The 18,039-nt window shown below is 57.2% G+C and carries 15 protein-coding genes and 1 tRNA gene; 8 read left to right on the forward strand and 8 right to left on the reverse strand.

Going from position 1 to position 18,039, the window contains the following annotated elements; genetic code table 11:
- The first annotated feature begins 62 nt into the window (after nt 1–62).
- From Q0915_RS07810 to Q0915_RS07830, 5 genes are all read left to right on the forward strand, one after another.
- Entirely contained in the window at nt 63–716 is a 654-nt protein-coding gene (locus tag Q0915_RS07810; protein WP_299481672.1) for an HAD family hydrolase, read from the forward strand.
- A 102-nt stretch (nt 717–818) separates the two neighbouring features.
- Nucleotides 819–1,091 (forward strand): acylphosphatase, encoded by a 273-nt coding sequence (locus Q0915_RS07815; protein ID WP_366525256.1) that lies wholly within the window; start codon nt 819–821, stop codon nt 1,089–1,091.
- A 138-nt stretch (nt 1,092–1,229) separates the two neighbouring features.
- Nucleotides 1,230–2,450, forward strand: coding sequence for an NAD-dependent epimerase/dehydratase family protein (locus tag Q0915_RS07820; protein ID WP_299481678.1), 1,221 nt, complete (start codon nt 1,230–1,232; stop codon nt 2,448–2,450).
- An 8-nt stretch (nt 2,451–2,458) separates the two neighbouring features.
- Complete coding sequence (locus Q0915_RS07825; protein WP_299481681.1) at nt 2,459–3,325, forward strand: glycosyltransferase; 867 nt, start codon at nt 2,459–2,461, stop codon at nt 3,323–3,325.
- A complete protein-coding gene (locus Q0915_RS07830) occupies nt 3,301–4,194 on the forward strand; it encodes an NAD(P)-dependent oxidoreductase (RefSeq protein WP_299481684.1) in 894 nt (297 codons plus the stop codon). The genes Q0915_RS07825 and Q0915_RS07830 overlap by 25 nt, the downstream gene beginning before the upstream one ends.
- A gap of 6 nt (nt 4,195–4,200) precedes the next feature.
- On the opposite strand, the gene lipB is transcribed toward Q0915_RS07830, so the two are convergent.
- A complete protein-coding gene (gene lipB, locus Q0915_RS07835; protein WP_299481686.1) occupies nt 4,201–4,914 on the reverse strand; it encodes a lipoyl(octanoyl) transferase LipB in 714 nt (237 codons plus the stop codon).
- Nucleotides 4,915–5,010: 96 nt separating this feature from the next.
- On the opposite strand from lipB, the gene Q0915_RS07840 reads away from it, so the two are divergent.
- Both Q0915_RS07840 and Q0915_RS07845 read left to right on the forward strand, forming a co-directional pair.
- Nucleotides 5,011–5,277, forward strand: a complete 267-nt coding sequence (locus tag Q0915_RS07840; RefSeq protein ID WP_299481689.1) for a FliM/FliN family flagellar motor switch protein — start codon at nt 5,011–5,013, stop codon at nt 5,275–5,277.
- 121 nt (nt 5,278–5,398) lie between these two features.
- A tRNA-Leu gene (locus Q0915_RS07845) sits at nt 5,399–5,485 on the forward strand.
- 388 nt (nt 5,486–5,873) lie between these two features.
- Here the strand turns inward: Q0915_RS07845 and Q0915_RS07850 are convergent.
- The gene (locus Q0915_RS07850; protein WP_299481692.1) at nt 5,874–6,578 is read right to left on the reverse strand and encodes a VPLPA-CTERM sorting domain-containing protein; all 705 of its coding nucleotides are present in this window, start codon (nt 6,576–6,578) and stop codon (nt 5,874–5,876) included.
- Nucleotides 6,579–7,184: 606 nt separating this feature from the next.
- Here Q0915_RS07850 and Q0915_RS07855 point away from each other — a divergent pair.
- A complete protein-coding gene (locus Q0915_RS07855) occupies nt 7,185–9,920 on the forward strand; it encodes a DEAD/DEAH box helicase family protein (RefSeq protein ID WP_299481695.1) in 2,736 nt (911 codons plus the stop codon).
- A 100-nt stretch (nt 9,921–10,020) separates the two neighbouring features.
- On the opposite strand, the gene Q0915_RS07860 is transcribed toward Q0915_RS07855, so the two are convergent.
- From Q0915_RS07860 to Q0915_RS07885, 6 genes are read right to left on the reverse strand one after another with little or no spacing between them, the layout of a single operon-like run.
- Complete coding sequence (locus Q0915_RS07860; protein WP_299481698.1) at nt 10,021–11,814, reverse strand: tetratricopeptide repeat protein; 1,794 nt, start codon at nt 11,812–11,814, stop codon at nt 10,021–10,023.
- A gap of 21 nt (nt 11,815–11,835) precedes the next feature.
- Nucleotides 11,836–12,792 (reverse strand): hypothetical protein, encoded by a 957-nt coding sequence (locus tag Q0915_RS07865; protein WP_299481701.1) that lies wholly within the window; start codon nt 12,790–12,792, stop codon nt 11,836–11,838.
- A 39-nt stretch (nt 12,793–12,831) separates the two neighbouring features.
- Nucleotides 12,832–13,224 carry a DUF4150 domain-containing protein gene (locus Q0915_RS07870; RefSeq protein WP_299481704.1) on the reverse strand — a complete coding sequence of 131 codons (393 nt, stop codon included), beginning with the start codon at nt 13,222–13,224 and terminating at the stop codon, nt 12,832–12,834.
- Nucleotides 13,225–13,240: 16 nt separating this feature from the next.
- A complete protein-coding gene (locus tag Q0915_RS07875; protein WP_299481707.1) occupies nt 13,241–14,302 on the reverse strand; it encodes a pentapeptide repeat-containing protein in 1,062 nt (353 codons plus the stop codon).
- Nucleotides 14,299–17,271 carry a DUF2169 domain-containing protein gene (locus Q0915_RS07880; protein ID WP_299481710.1) on the reverse strand — a complete coding sequence of 991 codons (2,973 nt, stop codon included), beginning with the start codon at nt 17,269–17,271 and terminating at the stop codon, nt 14,299–14,301. Before Q0915_RS07880 ends, Q0915_RS07875 begins: the two co-directional genes overlap by 4 nt.
- A gap of 54 nt (nt 17,272–17,325) precedes the next feature.
- Nucleotides 17,326–18,030, reverse strand: coding sequence for a DUF3540 domain-containing protein (locus tag Q0915_RS07885; protein WP_299481713.1), 705 nt, complete (start codon nt 18,028–18,030; stop codon nt 17,326–17,328).
- Between the last annotated feature and the right edge of the window lie 9 nt (nt 18,031–18,039).

The raw sequence follows: 18,039 nt of genomic DNA on the forward strand, positions 1-18,039 counted from the left end.
CAAATCTAATGAAGCGGCCCGGAAGATGCCTTTCGGGCCACTTTAATGATTCCCTGGACCCTATGACCTATTCGACCATTTTGTTCGACCTTGACGGAACGCTCACGGATCCGTTCGAAGGCATCACCCGCTCCATTCAGCATGCGCTCGACAAAATGGACGCACCGGTTCCGGACGCCAAGGAACTCCACTGGTGCATCGGGCCGCCGCTCTGGGACAGTTTCGAAGTGCTCTTAAACACGTCTCACAGGCCCGAACTCGATCGCGCCGTGGCGCACTACCGGGAGCGCTATACCGTTCAGGGCCTGTTCGAGAACACACTGATAGACGGCATCCCGCAAGCGTTGCTGTCGCTTCGCGACGCGGGGCTTGATTTGCATGTGTGCACGTCGAAGCCTCATGCTTATGCCGGCAAAATCGTTGAGCATTTCGAACTGACGCCGCACTTCGGCAAGGTTTACGGGTCTGAACTGAGTGGTGAACGCTCGGCAAAAACCGAGCTCATTGCTCATATCCTGGAAGAAGAAGGTCTCAAGGCTTCGGAAACGGTGATGATCGGTGACAGGAAGCACGACCTCATCGGCGCGAACGCAAACGGCGTGGCGGCCATCGGTGTGTTATGGGGATATGGCAGCCGGGAAGAGCTGGAAGCTGAAGGCCCGATCCTCGTTGCCGAAAAACCGCAGGATATATTATCGTTACTTCAGTCTAAGTAGCGAAGCATGTGCTCCACTTATTCACCGCATGAACAGATTGTGGTGGTGGTGCCGGGTCTCGCCCTCGAGTTGGATTGAAGGAATGTCATGGAGGCGGATGCCTTGACCGTTCACGTACTCATCGAAGGCCGCGTCCAAGGGGTCGGGTTTCGGGGCTGGTGCGCGGAGGAGGCACTCCGCAGAGGCCTTGCCGGATGGGTTCGCAATCGCAAGTCCGGCGCTGTCGAAGCGGTTTTTTCAGGGGCGCCGAACCAGGTCGCCGATATGCTCCAAGCAGTCACGAAGGGGCCGAGATTTGCCCGGGTGAACGCGGTCAATGACCTTGATCCAGTCGAAACGCCGAGCGGCCGTTTTGAGGTCAGGGAAACTGCGTAGCGAGTTGGCCTTTGGCCGAAAATATATATCAATCCTGAAGTTCAATATTGATCTGTCACGTAAATATCGCAATCATCTGATTTCTCGTATGTATCAATCGGAATCTTGTTCCGAACTGCGCAGCCAGGGAGAAATCACGTGAAAATTGCGATACTCGGTGGAGATGGTTTTGTCGGGTGGCCCACGTCGTTGCATCTGTCCGCTCTTGGGCACGAAGTTCATGTTATCGACAATCTGAGCCGGCGCTGGATAGATGCGGAACTTGGTGTTCAGTCGCTGACGCCGATGGACTCCATTCAGGAACGCACGCGCATCTGGAAGCAGGAGACGGGCAACACGATCCAGTTTCATCTGATCGATATCGCAGAGACCTACGAGGTTTTCAAAAGCTGGCTGTCGGACAACCGCCCGGACGCGATCATTCACTTCGCCGAACAGCGGGCTGCGCCGTATTCGATGAAGTCCGACCAGCACAAGAACTACACGGTCAACAACAACGTCAACGCGACCCATCATCTCCTGAACGCCATGGTAGAGCTGGAGCTCGATGCGCACCTCATTCACCTCGGTACGATGGGCGTTTATGGCTATTCGAATGTCGGTGCAGCCATTCCCGAAGGCTATCTGAACGTTGATGTTGAAACGCTTTCAGGCGGCGCGGCGCGGCAGGAAATTCTCTACCCGGCAAACCCGGGCTCGATCTATCACATGACGAAGTGTCTCGATCAGCTTCTGTTTCAGTTCTATGCCAAGAATGACGGCCTCAGGATCACGGACCTGCACCAGGGAATTGTCTGGGGCACGCATACGGATCAGACCCGGCGTCACAAGCAGCTGATCAACCGGTTCGACTATGACGGCGACTATGGAACCGTGTTGAACCGGTTTCTGATCCAGGCGGCCATTGGGTACCCGTTGACCGTGCATGGAACAGGCGGACAGACACGTGCCTTCATCCACATCCAGGATTCAGTGCGCTGTATCGAGCTTGCCCTGAAGAACCCTCCGCAGAACGGGGATCGTGTGAAGGTCTTCAACCAGATGACGGAAACCCACCGGGTGAGGGATCTCGCGGAAATGATCTCGGGGCTGACCGGCGCGCGCGTGGCCTATCTTCCCAATCCGCGCAAGGAAGCGCCGGAAAACGACCTCGTCGTTGAAAACAAGCAGTTTCTGGAGCTGGGTCTCGACCCGATCAAGCTGGAGGACGGGCTGTTGTCTGAAGTCGTCGACGTCGCGAAGGCCTTTGCCTATCGGGTGGACCGAAGCCGGGTGCCTGCCGTTTCGGCCTGGACCAGAGAGATCGCAACGGAAATCGAACACGATCCGGAGCATCCCAGACTGAAATCGGTCTCCTGAGGTCCGCGATGACTGACGGTCCCAGCTTTGACCACGCCCCAGGGTCGCGCACTGCCTACGTGACCCTGGTCACCAACAGGGACTACGTGCTCGGCGCGACGGCTCTGTTGCGGTCCCTGCGGCGGACGGAGACCGAAGCCGACCTTGTGGTATTGTGCACACCCGGTGTCTACGACGACGATCTTGCAGCCCTTTCGCCATTTTCGCCGCGTCTGGGCCATTGTGAGCGCCTGCCGACATCGCAAGCGTTCAATGAGAGGCACGAAAGGGGCAGGCTCCACAAGGCGGCGCCGTTCACCAAGGGCGGAAAACCGTCCTTCCATACGCCGCTCGACAATTTAGCAAAGCTGAGGCTCTGGCAGCTTGAAGAGTATGAGCGCGTCGTCTTCATCGATGCGGACGCCCTGGTGCTTCAAAACTGCGACAAGCTGTTCGAATTCCCAGAATTCTGTGCAGCTCCGAATGTCTATGAGAGCCTCAGAGACTTCCACCGGTTGAACAGCGGGGTCTTCACGGCGCGGCCAAACAAGGCAACCTACGGCAAGATGCTGGAAGTACTCGACCGGCCGGACAGCTTCTGGTGCCGCACGGACCAGACCTTTCTGGAGCACTATTTTCCCGGCTGGCATGGTTTGCCGGTTTTTTACAACATGCTTCAATATGTCTGGTTCAATCTGCCGGACCTTTGGAGCTGGCAGCAGATCCACATTCTGCATTATCAATACGAGAAACCCTGGCAGGCGGGCCACGACAAAACCGACCGTCTCAAGCCCCTGATCGATCTCTGGCAGGCCTTTGCGACCGGTGAGGGGATCCCGGCGGACACGACCTTGTTGCCTGGGCCATCGGAATGGGCGGATCAAAAGGCGTCCTGATGCAAGTTCTGATCACGGGAGCGGGCGGCACGGTCGGGCGGTTTTTGACGGAGCGGATGCTGCTTGACGGCCACCGCGTCACGTCCCTTGGCCGCAAGCCGATTGAGAATCGGCCGGCTCGATTTGCGCCTTTTGATCTTACCGACAGCGAACCCCAGCTGCCGGTGGCCGATGCGCTCATCCATTGTGCACTTCACCATGAGCCCGGAAAGTTTCGCGGCGGCGAGGGGCAAGATCCGGAGCGATTCTGGCGCTTGAACGTGGAGGGAACAGCTTCCCTTTTTCAGGCCGCAAAGAGATCCGGCTGCCGGTCGGCCGTCTTTCTTTCCAGCCGCGCGGTCTATGGCGATCAGCGGCAGGGTGAAGCCCTTTTGGAAACCGACCCACCGGCGCCGGATACGCACTATGGCAAGGTGAAGCTTGCCGGAGAAAAGCACCTTGAAGCGCTCTGTGACACCGGCTTTTCTGGGGCCGCGTTGAGAGCAACCGGCGTCTACGGCATGCCGCCAGGGATGACGCGGCACAAGTGGACTGATCTCTTTGAAAGCTTTGTGTCCAGCGCGGAAATTGCGCCTCGTTGCGCGACGGAAGTGCACGGCGAGGATCTGGCGTCCGCGCTGTCGCTGGTTCTGAAGCACCTTGAAACAGCGCGCAGGTTTGAAACCTTCAACGTCTCTGATCTTGTTCTTGACCGGGCCGAACTCTTACAGATGTTCAGCGTCGCCAGAGGAATGGACGGTAGCCTTCCGGCCAAATCAGTCTCGCTGCCGGGTGTCATGGATACCGCAAAACTCCGGCGGCTCGGCTGGCGCCCTGGCGGGATGGCAAAACTGAACTCTTTTTTGGAGGCTTGCTGCGCGCAATCCTGAAACTTGTCAGTCTTGCGTATGCGTAACCGGCCCGAAAATTTTCTCAAACTCGGCGCGCAGCACACTGTCGTTCTCGGCCATGGTCACGGGAATGCCGAGATCGACCAGACTGGTGACACCATGCTCCGTCACACCGCAGGGCACAATGCCGGAGAAGTGCTCCAGGTCCGGTTCCACGTTGAAGCTGACCCCGTGAAACGAGACCCATTTGCGCAACCGGATACCGATTGCGGCGATCTTGTCTTCAATATCATGGCCGCGATCAGGACGCCGGACCCAGACGCCAACGCGGTCCTCGCGGCGTTCGCCGCGGATGTGATAATGCCAGAGCGTATTGATGAGCCAGGCTTCGAGCGCGGAGACAAAGGCCCTGACGTCCTGCTGACGCCGCTTCAGGTCCAGCATGACATATGCAACGCGCTGACCCGGCCCGTGATAGGTGTGCTGTCCGCCGCGGCCGGCCCGGTAGACGGGGAAGCGGTCCGGCGCGACGAGATCGCTGTCGCTTGAGCTGGTGCCGGCGGTGTAAAGAGGCGGGTGCTCGAGCAGCCAGACAAGCTCGCTTGCCTCGCCTGAAATGATTCTCTTGACCCGTTCATCCATTTCAAGGAGCGCTGTCTCATAGTCGACGAGATCGTCAGAAATACGCCACTCAACAGGCTCAGTCCCGGAAATCGGCAGAAAACTGAAGGAAATCGTGTCTCTTTCGACAGGTGACATGTGGATGACACTTCTTTGTTTTTTGAGCTGGCTGGCCGGGCCGTGATATGGTGAGGCGCTGGCGGGTATCGCCCTATTTAAGGATCCTGACGTCCGATGACCACCTTTGACGAAATCAAAGTCGATATTTCCGTTGTGCTTGGCGAGAGCGAAATGCCGGTTCATCAGCTTCTTCGCATGGGCCGGGGCGCGGTGATCGATCTGGATGTGGCCGAAGACGATGACGTCAAGATCTACGCGAACAATACGCTGGTCGCGCGCGGGCAGGTGGTTCTGCTGGGTGAACGTATCGGGATCTCGATAACGGAAATACTGATGCGTCCGCCTGAAGTCCGCCCGATGCGCACCGACGGGCCGCTCTGAAGCTACGGAAAAGAAAAACAGTGTCCTTGTGAATTATTGTATTTTCGGCCCTTGCGCCCCCAAAGCCCTTTTGCTACATGGGGCGCCTCGACGCTGAACAGCGCCGAAAACAATCGAATATGCGGTCGTGGCGGAATTGGTAGACGCGCAGCGTTGAGGTCGCTGTGGGGTAAAACCCGTGGAAGTTCGAGTCTTCTCGACCGCACCATTCGATGGTTTAGATTTGTTTCAAAGGGCCACTTTCGAGTGGCTTTTTTGATTTCTGCTCCTCTTATCAGCTCATTGTTATCAATCTGCCGTGCCGGGCCTTCCCAAAGAGGGCCCTGATCGGATATCTGAAGTTTTCTGGGCAAATAACTCTTAGAGACATGGCCAGTTTCACTATTGGCTGACTTGCAACATTTGATGCACGTTCTCTACGTTGCCGGTATCCCATGACCGCGTGTCAATCTGTAAGGGCTGCCACACGCTTTGCGGCATCTGTGCAACCGCCAAAGTAAAACAGTGTCCCGAACCGCATTTGGCAATAAATAACGATTAGCGCGACCCTTACGAGGAGCATCTTGTTCCAGCCATCGGCTGTCGGATTTGAAAGATCAGTAGCGATGCTTCCTTCGCGCTACGACGCCCAAACCGACCAAAGTCGTCAGGAGGAGTGGCAGCCCTGCAGGCAGGGGGACGACAGAAACTTTCGCAATCTCGACTCGGAAGTTATCGAATCCCGCAGTGTTTGTCGAAGGCGTACCGAAGGTGCCGTTACTGGCAAAAAAGCCGAATGACATGACGCCGCCGTTCCCTGAGAAATCGAGCGTGCCGCCACTGATCGGGTTGAACTGTAGCGAACTCAGAGGCCCGGTTGTTAGTCCAACCCAGCCTGAGCCGTTGAGAACCTGGCCCAGTCCAAAGGTGAAAAAATTTCCGTCCTGTCGAACAACAGCCCCGGCACCCATTGCTCCGGCGGGACCGCTTACTGCATTCAGATCAAAACTGAAATTGAGCGACCCTATCGCGCCCTGACCAGACGGATCGTAGGTCGCGGCTTCGTAGATATGTGCTGCAGCGACATTCGAAGCCACTGCTGTGCTGACTTGGCTCACAATTGTACGAAATGCGCCAGGATTGCCCCCGTTTGCGACTTGTGTGCCCGAGAAGACAAAGCTGTCATTGGGTGTGTTGTCCGCAATTTCCGTGGCAGACCAATTGATGTTTACGAATTCAGTATCGCTGATAACCGTCGCGCCCAAAGCGGTGACAGGTGCGAATACGGAAAGAATTAGTGCTGCCAAGAGAGATCTAATCATATTATTACCCTGCGCTAGTTATTGATATTTATTTAATCGAGTTTAATAAACTGGTATCTATCATATCGTCTAAACTTAAAACGATATTAGCAAAAATCATCAATATTTTCAAATATCTTTGTTTGTCTGGTTGTGTGGCTTCGGTCACAGTAATCCTTGCAGTATTTCACTCTGCAAATGAAATGCGGGCAATGTCGCGCCCTTGCTCAGCCTCGGTATCAAATTTCCGAGGCTTACTGCGATGATAACTAAAGTCAGAACGGGAATACCGGAGCCAATCTTTGCCATGTGCTGGCCGGGTCATACACCGCAAGGGGAGCTGCAAAGCCTTATTTCTGTTGGATCTTTTTCAGAAACCTTCGAGCGCGTCGTCACGGCCTGCGGCTTTCCCCTTTTACTGCGAACGGTTTTTTGAGTTTTTGTGGGATTGTCAGCAAGATGAACTCTCACCAAACAAGTGCACCAGATCATCCCGCCGTTGCACACTCCTGAAACATGTGTGCACCTGCGCCGTTTAGCCATGCATTTATCGGGCTTCCCAGATAGGTCCCTTGCGGGGTATCGATAGTTTCAGATTTTTCAAATTTGAAAGTTGCCGGGTAAGCGTTGGAAAACCTTCAGTTCAAGTATCCTTGGCGGGCCTATCAGAAACGCGTTCTTGATGAGCTGACGTCGCATCTGGATGATGCGCAGCTTCATGTTGTTGCAGCACCCGGGTCCGGCAAAACCGTTCTCGGGCTGGAGGTAATGGGCAGGCTGGCAAGGCCAGCGATTGTCTTTGCGCCTTCTCTTGCGATCCGGAACCAGTGGAAACACCGGCTTATTGATCTGTTTCTTCCAGAATGTGCGGATCAGGGTTGGATTTCGATGGATATCCGGCGGCCGGCGCTGCTGACCATCACGACCTATCAGGGCTTTCACGCGGCGCTTACCGGGGCGGCCGATGAAGAAACCGGGGAGGCGGCAGATGCGGCAGACCTGGATCTGGTCAGGCAGTTCAAGGAGATCGGCGTCGGCACCCTGATCTTCGATGAGGCGCATCACCTGCGCAAGGACTGGCAAAGGTCGCTGGTGGAACTGAGGAACGCGTTGCCGCGCGATGTAACGACGGTTGCGTTGACGGCCACGCCGCCCTACGACGTCAGCGCGTCGGAATGGGCAAATTATGAGGATCTGTGCGGGCCGATCGATTGCGAGATTTCGGTCCCCGAACTGGTCAGAGCCGGTGATCTTTGCCCGCACCAGGATCTCATCTGTCTGGCGTCGCCGACTGCCTCGGAAACGGAATTCATCGATGCGTTCTGGAAAAGCGTGAACGCCTTCGCGCATGGTCTATTGAACGACAATGCGTTTCTTTCCTGCCTTGAGACCATTCCCTGGTTTTCAGCGCCTTTCAAATATGAAGAGGAGATCTTTTCAAACTCCGCATTCGTTGTTGCAGCGCTGGTGTTTTTGAAGGCGGCCGGAAGACCGGTGCCCAAAGATGCGCTCGCGCTCTTCGCCGTGGAGTTGGAGCACCTGCCTGCGCTGGATCGCGATTTTCTGGAATCACTGGTCACCGGTGCGACCTCGGGAGATGCATCAAGGTGGTTTGAGGACAACGGGTTAAGGCAGGAAATCCTGAAAAACTTAAGATCCTTTGGTGCGCTGCGGCGCGGCAAGCCCATGCTGGCTGAGGTGGATGAAATCGACCGACGCCTCAGAAACAGTCTCGGCAAGATCCAGAGCATCAAAACTATTGTCGCGGCAGAAAGCTCCAGCCTCGGACCAGCCCTGCGGATGGTGGTGCTGACGGACTACATCTACCGCGACCTGACACCGTCGCCGGGCCAGCAACACTATGAGCCAGTCAAGATTGGAGCTGTTCCGCTTTTCGAAACTCTTCGGCACAAGGGCGAGTATCTCTACAAGGTCGGATTGCTGACTGGCTCGCTGGTGATCCTGCCGGTGGATGCCATTTACTTGTTTGAGAGCGCTGCTGCGCAAAAGGGAATTGGGAAGCAGGATTTCAACATGCGACCTCTGCCGCATGACGCTGACTACGCCGAGATTGAACTGAAATCGCGCTACCGTCACGAGACTGTTCATCTTGTGACCTCCGTGTTCGAGCAGGGAGGTGTCACGATCCTCGTTGGAACGCAGGCACTTTTGGGTGAGGGATGGGACGCGCCCTGCATCAACACGCTCGTATTGGCCTCCACTGTCGGCTCGTTCATGCTGTCCAACCAGATGCGCGGACGGGCAATCCGGATTGACCCTGACAAGCCGAACAAGACTGCGAATATCTGGCATCTGGCCTGCGTTAACAGCCTGGAACAGCAGGTTTCGCTCGAAAGTGTTCGCAACAAAGTCCAGTCGCTGAACCCGATTACTCCGGCGAAGACTAATCCTGCTCGCCTGAGCGGTCTGCTTGGCGATGACTGGGACGATCTCAGTAGGAGGTTCCGGGCATTTGAGGGATTGAGCGTTGCCGACCCGCCCTATATCGAGACGGGCATTGGCCGTATGGGGTTTCCGGAGGCCAGCTGGATCCACGAAACCCTGGAGCACCAAAATGCGAAGGCATTTACCAGAAGTGCGAAGAGGGATTTGCTGTTCACGCGTTGGCGTGGGGCTCTCGAAACTTTTGGCGAAAAAGCCCTGTTGCGGCGTATGGTGACCACCCGCAGACCGTCGCAGACCTGGGTCTATCGGAACCAGATGAGTTCGCTTGGTCTGGGCTCTGTTCTGGTAACGGCAATTCTCGTGATCCTGTCTCAGAAGGATCTTCCGCCCGGTATTCTCGCGTTCATGGGTCTGGCCGTCGTGGTGGTGTTTGTCTTTGCACTCAAGGAGGGCGGAAATCCGCTGCGCACGATCCGTCTTGCCATTCAAAACAGAACGCTGCGCGGGAACATGTCGCAACTGGGGCAGGCGGTGTTGCAGACCATGATCCACACCGGCGACATCAGGACGCCTCTGGGAAAACTGACACTCACTGTCAATACCTATGCTGGTGACAGTTTCTGCACGCTGGAAGGCGCTGAAGCAAAGGAATGCGCCCTGTTTCTCGATGCGATGAAGCAATTGCTGGGGCCGATTGAAAGCCCGAAATATTTGATCGTCCGTCGCGTCGGCCTCTTCGGCAAGAAGATGGTCGACTATCATCCGGTTCCCGACAGGATCGCGCGAAGGAAGGCGGATGCAGAGGTGTTCCTGGAACGCTGGACGGCTCTTGTCTCGGATGCCGATCTCGTCTCCGTCAGGTCGAGAGAAGGGCGCAGAGTTCTTCTCCAGGCACGGGCTGATGCATTCGCTTCACACTTTGTGCCCCAGGCAGAGCTGTTGGGCCGGTGGGAGTGAATTAAGAAGCGAGTTGGCGATCAACTCAAGTTGAGGCAATAGCCTTGAATTACGGTCTGGTCGCAGCATTCGTCTGAGACTGTAGGACGGGCCTGAGGGGTCAGGCGTCTTTGAATTCGAGTGCCGCCCGTAGGGCAGGTTTGGCCGCTGCCCAGTCAGGTCCAACCGGCGAAACAATGCGTTTCACGGACGGGTACCAAAGGCTGCTGGTCCCGTCTCCTGCCCAGTACCATTCGTGATTTTCCTGAAGCAGGGCGATACCCGGGCGGCCAAGCGCGCCTGCGATATGCAGCGGCACCCCGTCCGGGCCAACGACCATATCCAGGCAATCGATCAGATTTACAAGGTCGCCGAGGCTTTCCAGAGCCTTGCCGGCGTCCAAAACACCCGGCCAGGTGCGCAGCTGGTGGCGGCTGTCATCGAATTGCAGGCTCACCGGAACAATATTCAGATCTGAAAGAATGTCCTGCAAATGATCGATCAAAAGGCCGGGCGGGCGGGCCTGCCAAAAAACACCGATGCGCAGTCCTCTGTCTTTCGGCAGCGCGGCATCCCATACGGCCCGCCGGACCGGGTCCGGGGCGAGATAAGGGGTGAAAGGCGTCTTTTCAGGCGCGTGGAGAATGGTACGGGCGCAAAGATCCGCCAGAAGGTCCGGTTGTTCTTCCTGCACCTCCGTCTGCCACTGAAGCTTTGCAGCGCATTCAAGCCGTTCCCAGACGCTTCTAAGTGGCGTCTTTCCGCTCAGCTCCACCGGGCCGGAGCCCGCCCAGGTGTTGGCGAACCGCATCAGGACCAGTTCGTCCGGAAGCGGTGCATAGGGCGGCAGCGCGACTTTCACCGGTGAGGTAGGGCGTTCAACCGGTAACGCCCGCCGCGTCGACCAGGACCGCCAGCTCTCCTCGACGCGGCCGCGCGCCAGAAGGGCTTCCTCGCGCAAGCTGGCCACGGGATCGGACGATTGAAGATCACTGGGAAGCTTTTCGCACATGGCGAGCAATTGCTCCCAGTTGCCGGCGCTTTTCAGGAGCTTGAGGAAGGCAAGCAGGCGGGATTGGTCCTGAGGCGCTTTGCGCAGCCAGGCGGCGCAATCTGCGAGCGCCCGCGCGGTCTCGCCACGCGCAATAGCGATTTCCGCATCCAGGACCACCACCGGCGCATAGTCGGCATATCGCTTTTTGATCCTGTCCGTCAGTTTCTGCGCTTCGGAAAGCGCGCCGCTCAGCAGATAGATCTGCGCCAGGCCGGCGGTAACATCCGCATTCTGGGGGGCCTGCAAGTGGGCCTTCTTTGCGAGTTCTCCCGCCAGGCTGAATTCACCTGTCATGCAGCGCAGACGCGACATTCCCGTGAGTGCCGCGACGTTGTCAGGCCGTAGTTCGAGCGCCTTTTCGAACATGGCAAGCGCTTCTGCAAATTTCTGCTGCTCCAGTTCGAATTTCCCGCAAGCTGCGAGTACGTCGGCATCACCCGGTGCCAGTTCCGAGGCTTTTGTCAGCCACTCCGCTGCCGCGCTGCGTTCGCCGGCAAAGTTGTGAACCTGGCCCCGCAAGAGGACTGCGGCCAGATAATCAGGGTCCGCGTTGTTGGCCTGCTTCAGAAATTCCAATGCGTCGGACGTCCGGTTCTCAAGCAGGGCCAGATTGGCCAGGTTGGTCAGGACGGCCGGGCTCTCAGGATCGATTTCATGGGCGACCTGCAGCAGATGTTTCGCATCCGCTATCTTGCCGGTCCGCGCGAGCAGTCCGCTTTTGGCGTTCAGAGCAGTTACGTCCTGGGGGTGGCTGTCCAATACCTGGTCCAGCAGGTATTCGGCATCCTCGAATTGGCCCTTGCCCATCAGCGTTTCGGCCGCAGCGCATTTTTCAGACGACGTCAGGTTCATTTCCGGCATGATCCGCGGCTGATCGGAATTTTAGGAGGTCAGAATATTCATTCCCGAAGCGAGTTTGATGCCGGACTTGTTCAGGATGGCGCTGGCCTGCTTGACCTCCGCATCCTTTGTTTTCACCTGGGTTACCGTTCTCTGCACCGCGAGGTTTGTGATGCTCACACCGATATTGGTCGCACCTATGGACATACCTGTCGCGGATACGGACATTCCGGTTGCCGAAACTGACATGCTCGACACGGTTATTCCGAGCAGCAGGTTTATTGTGATGCTGATTGAGAACGTGATTGTGAGGGTTCCCCCGATCAGGAATGAGAACGTCCCACCGTAGTGTTCGGACATCGTCGCCCCACCGAAGCGGCTGTGGGTCGTTCCTGTCGTGACCGCGATTTCGTCCTTCAACTGCGTTTTCCACTGCCCGGAAGAATTGAGCTTGGCATGATATTCGGTGCCGACGGTCAACTCGACACCTGTATCGCTGTTCAAGTTGATCTGGTTGTCCGACTTCAGACGAATGTCCTGCGCCGTAGCGGGCTGTACATCGGTGTAGCTGCCGGTTGAGATTACGAAGCTCTGCCCGGAATGCCGGCTCAACCCGGCCGTGTGGACATCGTTGGTACCTGAAATCGTGGTTGAGTTGTTGCCTTCAATCGTCTCCGTGACATTCCCCCCGACGTGGAGGTCGAGGTTCGCCTTGTACTGCTGATACGCATCCTGGTTGATCGTGAAAAAGAGACCCCCAGTGGTTTGTACCAGCACACCGCTGGCCGGATTTTCCAGGTGGCTTGGCGAGCGTGCGCCTTCCTCGGCCGCGTCGTATTCACCGAGCCTCAGGAAGCTGCTGTTGTCGATTGTCAGCGCGCTCGTCGCTGCGTCCTTGCTACCTGTGTCCGGTAAAAGTAGCGTGGTGTTGAGGAGTTCGTTCGGATTGGTCTGTCCGGCGCGATAGTCGGCGTCGTCGACGGTTGTTGGATCTGTCATGCCGTTCTCCTGTCAGACTTTCGGGTCCAGTTTCCTGTTTCAGCTCAGGGCCATTACAGAAAACTGGCTCGGAACCAGCGTCGTACCGGGTGCATTCGTTGAGTTCTGAAGCGTTGTTCCAGTCAGCCTGGTCGCCGGGGCTGTGCCGTAGAAAACCGCCACAGAACCAATCAGATACCGGGACGGTCCGATGATCGTGCCCGAAGCCACACCCATTGCAACGCCCGCTTCATCGCCACTTGTGATCGTCGTCGACGTCAGCATGTTATGCGCCAGACCGCCGCTTAAGAACACATTGAACACGTTGGGAACCGCTGTCGAGGATAGCGCTATATTCACGAAAGGCGTCGGAACCGGTCCTGCCGGGGTCGTGACGTTACACACATCCGGCATTCCCAAGCTGGTCGTACCGTTCTGGTTGTTGCAAAACACGCTCTTTCTCCTCCCGCTAGCCGATGGCCCGTGGATCGTAAATTTCGCAGATCAGCCGCTGCTGATCGGTTTGACGGACTGAGCCGTGTGCACCGTCGGTCAACGCCGAGGTCAAGCTCGCATTGTGGAAATCAGCAAGGTTCAAGGTAGCACGCGACAGGTTTGCGCCCTCAAGATTGCAATTCGCCAGGTTTGCCAGTCGAAGATCGCTGCCCGCAAATTCGGTGCCCCGGCAATCGGCCTTGTCGAATTGCGCCTTTTCGCAGGAACTGGCCGAGAGGTTCGCCATACGCAAATCGCTGCCGCTGAAGTTCGCCATCTCAAGACGTGCGCCAGAAAAGACTGCTTCTTTCAGGTTCGCGTTGCAAAACAACGTCATCTCCGCGATTGCCCCGGCAAAGGAGCTGCCCGCCAGTTCGCTCCCGACCAGCAGGCTGCCGCTCAAGTCGGCGCGTTCGAACCGGCATCCATTCATGTCGCTTTCCATGAATGTGCACTGCATGACCGGCGTATCCGAGAAGTCGATCCCGGTCAGATCGCACCGCAGGAACATTACGGATTGGCAGATCACTTTCTCGAAGGCCGCATTCGACAGGTCGATGTCTACAAAGGAAGTGGTATCAAGCAGCGCGTCGTTCAGATTGATCTGCGCGCTGGGGCAGTCGACGAAAGCGCATTTTTGAAACGCAGCGCTGCTGAAAACGAGATAACTGAGATCAGTCTTCAGGAACTGGCAGCCGACGAGGTTGCTGCCGCTCAGATCGCTGCCAGCAAGGTCTGTATCGAGAAACGAAACACTTTCCAGATGTGCTCCCGCAAGGTTTGCCCGACCGAGCGCAGACTTAACAAAAACTGCGTCGTCCAGATTTGTGTGGTCAAAGATCACCGAATCCAGGTTGCACTCGCTGAAAATACTGCCGCTGAGATCAGCGCCTGTCAGATTGGCCCCCGTGAAATTACACTCCACGAAGTTTCCTTTTGCCATCTTCATCCCGCTAAAGTCGCAGCCGGACAAGTCGGCTTCAAGCACAGGCTCATCATAGCGTATGAAGTCGGCAAGATCTTCAGGCGTGATCATACCCGTGCCTCCATGTTGGTCAGCTCCATGTTGGAACGGGTGAAATCGGCAAAGGCGAGTTTGGCATCGGACAAGTCGGTGCGGAAGAAATTCGCCGACCGGAAACTGCTTTGCCGCAAGTCGGCGCCGTGGAAACTTGCGCCCAGGAGATTGGCACCGAACATGTCGGCGCCACGAATCCGCGCGAACGCAAACAGGCTCTCCTTGAAGGAAGCGAGCCGCATGTCGGCAGCTTCCAGATTGGCGGAGGCCAGATTGCAGCCGTTGAAGATGGCGCGGAGGAAATCGGCCTCCGGCATTCGGGCGTCCTGCAGACCGCATTTGGCGGCTTGAACGTCCGTGAACTTTACAGATGTCATGTCGGTGGGCCCGAACCAGCCGCACTCGTCTAACGTGGCCCGGGAAAAGACAGCGGCACGAAAGCTCGTGTCCGCAAAACTCGCCTTTTGGAGTACCGCGTCTGACCAGTCCGATGCGTCAAGGGGGCAGGACAGGAACACGGTTTTTTCAAGACGTAGTCTGTCGGCTTTGAGCTCAGTCAGATCGCAGTTCACAAAGGAACAGTCTTTCAGGGTTGCACCGCTCAGGGTTGTGTTGGGAAGCGCGCACTCTAAGAAAGTGCAGTCCTCGAACACGGCACCGGAAAAGTCGCAGCCGGAAAAGTTTGCGCCGACAATGGTCGATCCGCTGAACCGGGCCTCTCGGAAACCGCATTGCGTTGCACCGACTTTCGAAAGGTTCGCCCGTGTCATGTCGGCACCGGAGAAATCGGCCTTAGAAAGGGTAGCGCCGGCAAAGACGGTGTCAACAGCGTTGGCCCGGCGAAGGCGCGCGCCCGAAAGGTTACAGGCCTCCAGAAAACTTCCGGTCAGATCCACACCGTCGTGTTCAAGCGCACCCAAGGATGCACCTGCCATGTCACGTCCTGCCAGTGTGCCGCCATTGGCCACGTGGTCACGGATGTATTCGCCAAACCGAGCTGCTGCCAGCTCTCCCAAGGGCGTCAGGGGCGCGATCTGCTCCGCAGCATTTCGCCGTGCGAAAAGCAGGGCGTCATCCAGGTTCTCTTCGGCCTCAGCGAGTTTTGCTTTCGCCTGCTCGGCGCCTGTATCCCCGACAGCCGGGTCTGCGGGCGCTTGAGAAAGAGCGGACGTTATTGTGTCGAGCGGCGTAGAGCCGTCTACCCCACCAGCTGCCGGAAAGCTCTCGGCAAGATAGGCAGCAAGTGCATCGTCCCCACCGGTTTCTATTTCTGCAGCGGCTACGTCGCCGAGCTGGAGCTCCTCAGCACTTCCTGTCTGGGGCATGTTCTCAACCAGCGTTCTGGCGGGCTCCATGAGTTCAGACGAGAGCGAGCCGATGAAACGGTTGCGCGCCGCCTCGAAAGCGCTCTCTGCATCGGGTTCCGCGGGTACCTGCTGGTCAGCGGGCGCAACTTGCTTAAATCCCTCGAGGAGCGCGTTGAGTTCACCCTGTGGCAGAATTTCGTTGGTGCCCGGAAGGAAGCCTTTGCCCGTCGAAACCGCTTCCACAGACTGTCCCAATATCTCGGGATTTGCTTTGGGAATGTTGCTTTTGGGCAGCTCAAGCTGGTTTAAAATCCCGTCCAGCTCCGCCAGAGCCACGTTGGCTTTGAGCTCAGCTTCCTGCTGCAACTCCTCCGCATCCGATATCATACGCGCAAAATCGACATCACCGCGTTCCAAGTCTTCCTTGCTTGGCAGCATGAAGGGTCGGACATCGGGGTCGTCGATCGCCGGGACGAGTGATGCTGGCAGGCCGCATTCGGCGAAGTGGTGCTTCAGCCGCCATTGCCTGCCTTCGGCCCACTTATCCAGCCGAGCCTTGGTCTCGGCAATCCGCGCCTGCTCGCGACGTGCGGTTTCCTCAGGGTCCTCCTCAGGCGACAACTGGCTGTCCGCAAGAAGGTACTTATAGCCTTCGTCCGGATCGCTTCGGAGATCGTAGACGTGCTGATAATGCTCGGTCGAACGGGGACTGTCAGCGAGCCATTCATAGGCGATCATGATGTCGCTGATCTCGGTTCCGTCCCGGTCGGAAACGTCGATGAAACCCCGGTTCACGACCACGCCCTTGAGTTCCGATCCAAAGATCCATGCCGTGTCCGTGCGCAGCCGCACTTCGATCAGGCTACTTCCTGATCCGGCTTTGACAACAAAAGCCCGGGCCCGAACGCCCGGTAGCCGGCTTTGTACATCTGGTGCGTTCGCGGACATGCCGACCACCCGCACCGGCTCATCTCCTTGAAAGAAATGGTCAAAACGCTGCGGATGAGGAGCAGACATGTAGTAGCGCGGGTCGAAGTCGTCCGGCCACTCTGGCATTTTCAGTGATGTCCAGGCCTTGTCGAATGTGCCGGTCAGCTTCATGCGGGCAGGATCGTCCATCGCGATCGGGCCAACCAGAGCGGGCTGGGGCCGATCGGTAATGGTTTTGATCTCCAAACCTGACAGCTCGACATTCGGCAGCGGCGCACTACCGGTATGAGCGACGAGATCGGCGGAAACAGATCCGCGCCCTACCGGATTGCCAGCGTAGCTTTCGCCCCCGAATGCGCGCTCAGGTGTCAGAGGCATCTCATTGAAAGGGACCGGCTGGGAAAGCACCGGGCCGTCCGGGCCCGCTTGCCATGTCCGGTCGCCGAATACCGACAGCTTCCTTTGCAGGCTTCCCACAGATACAGCCACGTTCATTGCCTGCACGGGCTCCGCAGACATCGCCTTGCCCGCAATGAAGAATTCGCCGGATGGCTTGGGATAGGCCGCGTCGAAGATTGCGCCCTTGGGCAACTCCTTGGCCACGATGGGCCAAAGCGCGGCGTCGGCGAGAATGTCGCGCGGGTCAAGAAGATCGAACGCAGTCAAGGTCGAGATGACAAACAGCCCGGCGCCATTGTGCGGGACGGTTTTGGTCAGTAATCCAAGACGCAAGGGTTTGAAAACGCGCATGCTCGAAACCTCGAAGTCCGGCAAAAGCAGGCCGGTGGGAACTACGTGATGGCGTTAGCCCATGGAAATGCGTTTGCCATCCAACCGTACGTCTTCTTTGGCGACCGTCAGCGCGGATCCGGCTTTGGTGAGCACAACTTTCTCTGCCTGAGTCTGAATATTGCCTGCACGCAACTGGTCCGTCTCTTCAATCCGGTCAATCCGGTTCCGAGCGCGGAACGAGCTTGTCTCAAAGCTTGCCAGGTGTTTCCGGGCGCTGGTGACAATGTCCTGCATCGACGTCATGAGTTTCCTGCCGACCATCGCGACCTGGTCAGCCGTCATCAGGATGGCGTCGAAGCGGAGCGCCATACTCTTGCCGGAGACTTCGACCTTTCCGCCTGCCTCCAGTCGCAGATTTCCGCCGGCCAGCTTCAGGTCCTGTGGCGTTCCATCTTCTGCGGGCGCATTGAGTGTGATCTCTCCGGAAGCGGTGCCGGTCCGCATAAGCACGTCCGTGACAAACAGACCTTCGCGGGTCTGCAGGAGTGCAACCACGTCGCCTGGTTCAGGATTTAGAAGGCAAGATACCGCACGGCGTGCGGACAAGATTTGCGCGGAACACCGGATTTCGAATTGCAAACCGTTTCGGGAAATGATTTCACCCGAAGCACGTTGCGTCAGTACTTCGGGCAGAGGCGCAACAATATTTCTTGGAAAACCAGCCTCGTCTGTTTCAACGTCGGCTTCACAGGCTTTTGCGTTTGTCTGCAACCCCACAATTATCTC

Origin of the sequence: uncultured Roseibium sp. (assembly GCF_947494555.1) — a bacterium.
In the GTDB taxonomy this organism is placed as follows: Bacteria; Pseudomonadota; Alphaproteobacteria; order Rhizobiales; family Stappiaceae; genus Roseibium.

Bases quoted from the DNA above. Each gene is read 5' to 3' on its own strand.
- Q0915_RS07850 (WP_299481692.1), bottom strand. From the start codon at position 6,578: ATGATTAGATCTCTCTTGGCAGCACTAATTCTTTCCGTATTCGCACCT.
- Q0915_RS07875 (WP_299481707.1), bottom strand. From the start codon at position 14,302: ATGATCACGCCTGAAGATCTTGCCGACTTCATACGCTATGATGAGCCT.
- Q0915_RS07880 (WP_299481710.1), bottom strand. From the start codon at position 17,271: ATGCGCGTTTTCAAACCCTTGCGTCTTGGATTACTGACCAAAACCGTC.
- Q0915_RS07810 (WP_299481672.1), top strand. From the start codon at position 63: ATGACCTATTCGACCATTTTGTTCGACCTTGACGGAACGCTCACGGAT.
- Q0915_RS07860 (WP_299481698.1), bottom strand. From the start codon at position 11,814: ATGCCGGAAATGAACCTGACGTCGTCTGAAAAATGCGCTGCGGCCGAA.
- Q0915_RS07840 (WP_299481689.1), top strand. From the start codon at position 5,011: ATGACCACCTTTGACGAAATCAAAGTCGATATTTCCGTTGTGCTTGGC.
- Q0915_RS07865 (WP_299481701.1), bottom strand. From the start codon at position 12,792: ATGACAGATCCAACAACCGTCGACGACGCCGACTATCGCGCCGGACAG.
- lipB (WP_299481686.1), bottom strand. From the start codon at position 4,914: ATGTCACCTGTCGAAAGAGACACGATTTCCTTCAGTTTTCTGCCGATT.
- Q0915_RS07825 (WP_299481681.1), top strand. From the start codon at position 2,459: ATGACTGACGGTCCCAGCTTTGACCACGCCCCAGGGTCGCGCACTGCC.
- Q0915_RS07830 (WP_299481684.1), top strand. From the start codon at position 3,301: ATGGGCGGATCAAAAGGCGTCCTGATGCAAGTTCTGATCACGGGAGCG.